Annotated in this window: 1 protein-coding gene; it reads left to right on the top strand. The window is 57.9% G+C overall.

All coding sequences use genetic code 11. From position 1 onward, the window contains the following. Positions 1-439 (top strand): cation:proton antiporter (locus B2W96_RS04435; protein ID WP_293008952.1); only part of this gene is annotated, 439 nt, incomplete at both ends.

Raw genomic sequence — 439 nt, 5'->3', positions numbered from 1 at the left:
TGCGCTGGCGGCGGCTTTTAATCCCACGGGCGCCCCGCTGGAGCATATGTTTGTAGGCACCGTGTTTACCGCCACCTCCGTTTCCATTACCGTGGAGACGCTGAAGGAAATGGGCAAGCTTTCCACCCGCTCCGGCAACGCGATTTTAGGCGCGGCGCTGATTGACGACATTCTGGGCCTGATTCTGCTGACGCTGATTACCGGCGCCTCCACCGGCGGCGTGAGCCTGTGGATCGTGCTGATTAAAATTGCGGCGTTTTTTGCGGTGTCGCTGGTTTTGGGTTTCTTCCTGCACAAGGCCATTCAAAAGTGGATGGCGTCCGCCCGTTGGAATCGCAAGCGGTTTGCCGTGATTTCCGTGGCCTTCTGCTTTTTATACGCCTATGTCGCCGAAGAAGTTTTCGGCGTAGCGGACATCATCGGCGCGTTCTGCGCGGGA

Source organism: Oscillibacter sp. UBA6647 (assembly GCA_002455655.1).
In the GTDB taxonomy this organism is placed as follows: Bacteria; Bacillota; Clostridia; order Oscillospirales; family Oscillospiraceae; genus Oscillibacter.
Note: the sequence above shows the minus strand (reverse complement) of the source record. Positions and strands in the feature narration are given on the sequence as shown.